Below are 6,204 nucleotides of genomic sequence, written 5' to 3' on the forward strand. Positions count from 1 at the left end.
ATGTTGCTGAGAAACCAAATGAGGCCATTGCTGGCGATCTTCGACTTCACCGGCCCCGGCTCGATCAGCGAAACGTGGACGCCGCTGCCGGCCAGTTCCTGGCGCTGGCAGAGCATCAAGGCCTCCAGTGCGTGCTTCGACGCCGAATAGGCGCCGCGAAAGCGCACCGGCACGAGGCCAAGGATCGACGAGCAGTGGACGATGCGGCCCTGACCCTGGCGGCGCATCACCGGCACCAGCCGGCGGGTCAAATCATGCCAGCCGAAGAAATTCGCCTCGAACTGCTGCTTGAGCGCGGCAACGGGCAGATCCTCGACGGCGCCCGGCTGCGCATAGGCGCCGTTGTTGAACAGGGCGTCGAGCCGGCCGCCGGTGCGGTCGAGCACCGCCGTCACCAGCGCGGCGATGGAGTCCGGCTCGCAATAATCGAGATAGAAGGCCTCGATGCCGTCGGCCTCGAGCGCGGCGATGTCCTGCGGCTTGCGCGCCGTTGCGAACACCCGCCAGCCCTCCGCCTTCAACGCGCGGGCGCAGTACGCGCCTATTCCCGAAGACGCACCGGTGATGATAATCGAGCGCAACTTCTGCGCCGGACTGTTCGTGGTTTCGCCAAGGGTTGCCATTTGCCGCAATCCCTTCCCATATTCCCGGCGTGGAGACAATTGGAGGGCGCGGTTCTTGTTGCGGAAGATCGTAGCCCTCAAGCGGGTCCTCTACGACGCACTTGGCCATTTCAACACCGATGACGGCTGGGCGATGGCCAGCCATCTGGCGATCACCTCGCTGATGGCGCTGTTCCCGTTCCTGATCTTCGCGACGACGCTGGCGAGCTTCCTCGGCGCGCAGGCGTTCTCCGACACGGCCGTGCATCTGGTCTTCGACACCTGGCCCGAACAGATCGCCAAGCCGATCGCGCGCGAAGTGCTCAATGTGCTGACCGTCAGGCGCACCGACCTTTTGACCTATGGTGTGGTGCTTGCGGCCTATTTTGCCTCGAACGGCATCGAGGCGCTGCGCACGTCGCTCAACCGCGCCTACCGCGTCTCGGAAACGCGCGGCATCATCTACCGCCGGGTGCAGAGCATCATCTTCGTGCTCATCGCCACGGCCGGTTTCCTGGCGATCAGCGTGCTCCTGGTGTTCGCGCCGCTGCTGGCGCGGCTCGCCGAAGCCCATATCGACTGGATCAAGCCCTATATGGGCACCATTACGCTATGGCGTTACGTCATCGCTTCGGCGGTCATTGTCGGCGGATTGTTTGCCGTCCATTTCTGGCTGCCGGCGGGCAAGCGCCGCTTCGTGTCGCTGGTGCCGGGCATCGTCTTCACGCTGGCGGCATGGCTTATCGGTTCGACCATCTTCGCCACCTATCTCGACCACTTCTCGTCCTATGTGACGACCTATGCCGGCCTGGCCTCGATCATGATCGCCGTGGTCTTCCTCTACATGGTGTCGGCGATCTTCATCCTCGGCGGCGAGCTCAATGCCGCGATCAGCCGCTATCTGGAGGCGCGTGCGCGGGTGGGATGACAGGGCGAATTGAGGAATTGAAGAACTGAAGAATTGGAGAAAAAGCGGGCCATATCCGGCGCTGTCTGTGCTTCTTCCTCAATTCCTCAATTCCTCAATTCCTCAATTCCTCAATTCCACAGTTCTTCCCTTGGCCTGCCGCGCCGTTGCCAGGCCGACGCCGAATGTCGTGATCGCCATGCCGGCAATCTGAAGTGCGTTGAGCTGCTCGTCGAACAGGGCCCAGGCGATGATCGCCGTCACCGCCGGCACCAGGTAGAACAGCGAGGCGACCTTCGACATCTCGCCGTCGCGGATCATCACCATCAGCAGGAAGATGGCGCCGAGCGACAGCACCAGCACCAGCCAGGCCATGGCGAAGATGAGTTCGCCATTGATGACGACCGTGTGGGTTTCGAAGGCGAGGGAGGCGACGAGCATCAGCGAGCCACCGCCGACATATTGCCACATGGTCGCCGCGACGAGGTCGCCGCCGGAGGCAAAGCGCTTCTGCCAGATGGTGCCGGCGCTCATGCCGAGCACCGAAACCAGCGAGGCTGTCAATGTCGCCGCGGTCACGCCGCCGCCGAGCGCGCCGAGCTTCGGCCACAGCACGATGACGATACCGATGAGGCCGATGCCAAGGCCAAGCCAGTGACGCGGCAGGATCGCCTCGCCGAGGAATTTGCCGGCCAGCACCGCCGTGATCAGCGGCTGCAGGCCGACGATGAGGGCCGAAAAGCCGGCCGGCATGCCCCTGTGGATGGCCCAGAACACAGCGCCGAGATAGACGCCATGCATCAGGATGCCCGCGCCGGTGGCATGCAGCGCCTCCTCGCGGGTGGCTTTTTTCGAACCCAATACAAGCATCAGGACGGCCAGCAGGATGGCGGCGATGACGAACCGCGCGGCGAGGAAGGTGAACGGCTCCGCCCATGGCATGGCGTAGCGCGCGCCAATGAAGCCGGTCGCCCACAGAACGACGAAGGTGGCGGGAATGAACCGCTTGATGCTGTGCATGTTCCGGAGTCCGCCGCACTGGAGAGAATTGCCGTGGCGATGCTCTAATCCCGTTCACCCCGGCGCGCAAAGCGAAACGGTTGATCCATAGATCACCGGAATTCAACGCCGGCCCATCTGGGGTGGCTTCTTGGTCTCACCGGGCTCAAAGCCCGACCATTCGCCTGATGTCGTCAGGCGATGCGCCGGCATGGCGCAAGGCGGCAAGGCCGGTATCGCCCAGGCTCTTCGACAGTTTTCGCCCGTCGGGCCCGAGGATGAGGCGATGATGGAAATAGGCGGGTTGCGGCAGTCCCAGGAGTTGCTGCAGCAGGCGCTGCACGCCGGTGGCGGAAAACAGATCTTGTCCGCGCACGACGTGGCTGACACCTTGCAGGGCATCGTCCATGACGACGGCGAGGTGGTAGCTGGTCGGGATATCGCGGCGCGCCACGATCACGTCGCCCCAGTCCTGCGGACGGGCTTCGATCGAGCGTGTCGCGGAAAGCGTCTCGTCGGCGAATTCGGTCCAAGACAGGTCCTTGCCGACACGCGCCAAGGCGGCATCGACATCCAGCCGCCAGGCGAAGGGCGCATTCCCGGCGATCCGCCGCTGGCGTTCCTTGACTGGCAGCGCCTTGTCAGCGGCGGGGTAGAGCGGCACGCCATCGGGATCGCGCGGCCAGTCGCGCCCACGCTTTTCACTGTCGGTGATGAAGGCGCGGATCTCGCCACGGCTCATGAAGGCGGGATAGACGAGTTCCTCCCGGACCAGCCGCTCGAGCACCGCCTGGTATTCGGCGAAATGCTCGGATTGGCGGCGCACCGGCTCTTCCCAGCCAAGCCCCAGCCATTTCAGGTCGGCAAGCACGCCGGCCTCGAATTGCGGCGTGCAGCGCGTCGTGTCGATATCCTCGATGCGCAGCAGCAGGCGGCCGTCCGCCCGTGCCGCCAGCTTCTGGTTGAGCAGCGCCGAATAGGCGTGGCCGAGATGCAGGTCGCCATTGGGGCTGGGCGCGAAGCGGAATGTCAGGAGTGTCATCTCTGCGGCGGCAATCGGGTTGTGCGGCGGTTTTGCCAATTGCTACCGTGCTGCCGGTTCAGGAACAAGAAAGCATGCAGCGTATCGCGGCATCAGACGACATTGCCCGGGGGCTCGATGCGCTTTGCGTGATCGACCCGCGCCTGGAAAAGGTGCGCGGCATGGCCGGCGAAGTGCCGCTGCGGCTGTCCGAACCGGGGTTTCGAAGCCTGGCGTCGATCGTCGTCTCGCAGCAAGTGTCCCGCGCCAGCGCCGATGCGATCTTCGGCCGGCTGACCAAGCTCGTCGATCCGCTGACGCCGCAGGCGATCCTGGCCGCCGGCGAGGACATGTTTCGCGAGGCCGGCCTGTCGCGGCCGAAGCAGCGCGGCCTGATCGCAATTGCCCAGGCCGTGGTCGACGGCCTCGACCTGCATCACCTCTGTTCGCTCGATGCCGAGGAGGCGATCACGACGATGACGGCGGTGTCCGGCATCGGCCCGTGGACGGCGGAAGTGTACCTCTTATTCGCCGCCGGGCACCCCGACATTTTCCCCGCGCGTGATGTCGCGCTGCAGAGCGCGGTCGGCCACGCGCTCGGCATCGAGCCGCGTCCGCCGGAGAAAACGCTGATCGCATTGGCCGAATCATGGAGCCCGTGGCGAGGTGTCGCATCGCGGCTTTTCTGGTCCTATTATCGTGAAACCAGAGGGCGGGACGCCGCGCCGCCGGCCTGAATCCGCGAAAAATCATAAAAATCATGCATTTTTGGCGCTTCAGCGACGCGACAATCCGCTTCACATCCCTGTCATGTCGGGCTTACAGTATCCGTGCCGTTCGGGTCTAGAACCAAGGAGGTGAACACGTGACGGTTGCCGTATCTCCGGATGGGCTTCCAGCACTGGTGCTGAATGCGGATTACCGTCCGCTCAGCTATTACCCCTTGTCGCTCTGGTCGTGGCAGGACGCTATCAAGGCGGTGTTCCTCGACCGGGTGAACATCGTCGCCGAATACGAGCACGCCGTCTCCTCGCCGACCTTCTCGATGAAGCTGCCGAGCGTTGTCAGTCTTAAGGCCTATGTGAAGCCCTCCAGGCACCCGGCCTTCACCCGCTTCAACGTCTTCCTGCGCGATCGCTTCCAGTGCCAGTATTGCGGCACGCCGGAGGACCTGACCTTCGATCACGTCATCCCCCGCCATCGCGGCGGCGCGACGACGTGGGAGAATGTCGTTGCCGCCTGTTCGCCGTGCAATTTGAGGAAGGGCGGCATGATGCCGGCGCATGCCAAGATGTGGCCGTTGCAGAAGCCTTTCCAGCCGACGGTGCACGATCTGCACAACAATGGCCGCCTGTTCCCGCCCAACCATCTGCATGAGAGCTGGATGGATTATCTCTACTGGGATGTCGAACTCGAACCATAGAGTTCGGCACAAATCCGCCATGCTGGCCGCCTGACGCAGCTTTCTGCGCTTCCGGTGCTCACGTACTTCAGTACGCTCCGCTCCGGTTCTCGAAAGCCGCGCCATCCGACTCAGCCTGGCGAATTTTTGCTCGAACTCTGCGTCGCGCCGTTCAATCGAATTGGTTTAGTCGCGGGCGAAAGCGGCTCGGAAGGCGACGGCGGCGAGGATCAGGCTGGCGATGGCGTTCCAGCCGGCCAGCGACAGGCCGAGGATGCGCAAAGCGGCCTTGTCGCAGGACGGCGGCACGAATTTGTCGAGCGCGTCGAGCACGCCCTTGCCGCCGGTGTCGACCGGTCCGGCGCCTGCGGTACAATCGGTCGGGCCGGCCCACCACTGCCATTCGACGCCGGAGTGGTAGACGCCGAGATAGAGGCCGTAGAGCATCAGGATGCCGCCGACGGCCAGCAGGCCGCGCGTCAGCCAGCTGGGTGCGTGCAGCATCGACGCAATCACCGCCAGCACCATCAGCGGGACGCCGATATAGTAGGGCGTGCGCTGTTCGAGGCAGAGGTGGCAGGGGATATAGCCGCCGAGATACTGGAAGCCGAGCGCCGAGCCAACGGTGGCGGCCATGGCGACGGCGAGGAACAAGGCGGTCAGCGTGCGCTGGCGTCCGGTGTCGGCATTCATGGTCGCTGTCATTTCAATCGGTCCGTCCGGCTTGCAATGGTTCTGTTCAGAACGCGTATTTGACCAGGATATAGAGCAAAATCAGGGCAACCGCGCCGGCGCCGGCGATCAGGCCGAGGCGCTTTTCGATGAATTCGCGGATCGGTTCGCCATAGCGGCGCAGCAGCCAGGCGAGCAGCAGGAAGCGGGCGCCGCGGGCCACGATCGCCAGCACGATGAACAGCAGCAAATTGACGCCGATGACACCGGACAGGATCGTCACCACCTTGATCGGCGGCAGGTGGGCGGCACCCGACGTGATCAGCATCAGGACGATGAAGCCGACGCCGGCGCCCGCGCGCAGTTGCTCGAACTCGTCGTACTTGCCGTAGAATTCGAGGATCGGCCTGGCGACCGCGTCATAGGCATAGTGGCCGATGAACCAGCCGGCGATGCCGCCCAGCACCGAGGCGACGGTGGCGATCAGCGCATAGCGGTAGGCGCGATCCGGCCGCGACAGCGCCATCGGCAGATAGAGCACGTCGGCCGGCACCAGGAACACCGAGCTTTCGACGAAGGCGATGAAGGCCAGCCACCATTC

8 protein-coding genes are annotated in these 6,204 nt (G+C 64.1%); 3 read left to right on the plus strand and 5 right to left on the minus strand.

Annotation, left to right across the window (positions count from 1 at the left end):
- Window positions 1–623 (minus strand): SDR family NAD(P)-dependent oxidoreductase (locus tag ENZ74_RS18100; RefSeq protein WP_127312899.1); only part of this gene is annotated, 623 nt, incomplete at its 3' end.
- A gap of 55 nt (window positions 624–678) precedes the next feature.
- Here ENZ74_RS18100 and ENZ74_RS18105 point away from each other — a divergent pair.
- On the plus strand, window positions 679–1,530 hold the full coding sequence (locus ENZ74_RS18105) for a YihY/virulence factor BrkB family protein (protein WP_013529430.1): 852 nt from the start codon (window positions 679–681) through the stop codon (window positions 1,528–1,530).
- 102 nt (window positions 1,531–1,632) lie between these two features.
- Here the strand turns inward: ENZ74_RS18105 and ENZ74_RS18110 are convergent, their stop codons facing one another.
- Entirely contained in the window at window positions 1,633–2,529 is an 897-nt protein-coding gene (locus ENZ74_RS18110) for a DMT family transporter (RefSeq protein ID WP_063169083.1), read from the minus strand.
- 145 nt (window positions 2,530–2,674) lie between these two features.
- Window positions 2,675–3,550: a tRNA glutamyl-Q(34) synthetase GluQRS gene (gene gluQRS / locus ENZ74_RS18115; protein ID WP_063169082.1), complete on the minus strand. Its 876-nt coding sequence runs from the start codon at window positions 3,548–3,550 to the stop codon at window positions 2,675–2,677.
- Window positions 3,551–3,624: 74 nt separating this feature from the next.
- Here gluQRS and ENZ74_RS18120 point away from each other — a divergent pair, with 74 nt between their 5' ends.
- Together ENZ74_RS18120 and ENZ74_RS18125 are read left to right on the plus strand one after the other, a co-directional pair.
- Window positions 3,625–4,266: a DNA-3-methyladenine glycosylase gene (locus tag ENZ74_RS18120; protein WP_127312900.1), complete on the plus strand. Its 642-nt coding sequence runs from the start codon at window positions 3,625–3,627 to the stop codon at window positions 4,264–4,266.
- 128 nt (window positions 4,267–4,394) lie between these two features.
- Complete coding sequence (locus ENZ74_RS18125; RefSeq protein ID WP_006328497.1) at window positions 4,395–4,952, plus strand: HNH endonuclease; 558 nt, start codon at window positions 4,395–4,397, stop codon at window positions 4,950–4,952.
- A 165-nt stretch (window positions 4,953–5,117) separates the two neighbouring features.
- Here ENZ74_RS18125 and ENZ74_RS18130 read toward each other — a convergent pair whose 3' ends face one another.
- Window positions 5,118–5,636, minus strand: coding sequence for a disulfide bond formation protein B (locus ENZ74_RS18130; RefSeq protein ID WP_063169081.1), 519 nt, complete (start codon window positions 5,634–5,636; stop codon window positions 5,118–5,120).
- Between the two features lie 34 nt (window positions 5,637–5,670).
- On the minus strand, window positions 5,671–6,204 hold a 534-nt coding region (locus ENZ74_RS18135; protein ID WP_164761076.1), incomplete at its 5' end, for a YqaA family protein.

Source organism: Mesorhizobium sp. M7A.F.Ca.CA.002.15.2.1 (assembly GCF_003998715.1).
GTDB lineage: Bacteria > Pseudomonadota > Alphaproteobacteria > Rhizobiales > Rhizobiaceae > Mesorhizobium > Mesorhizobium ciceri.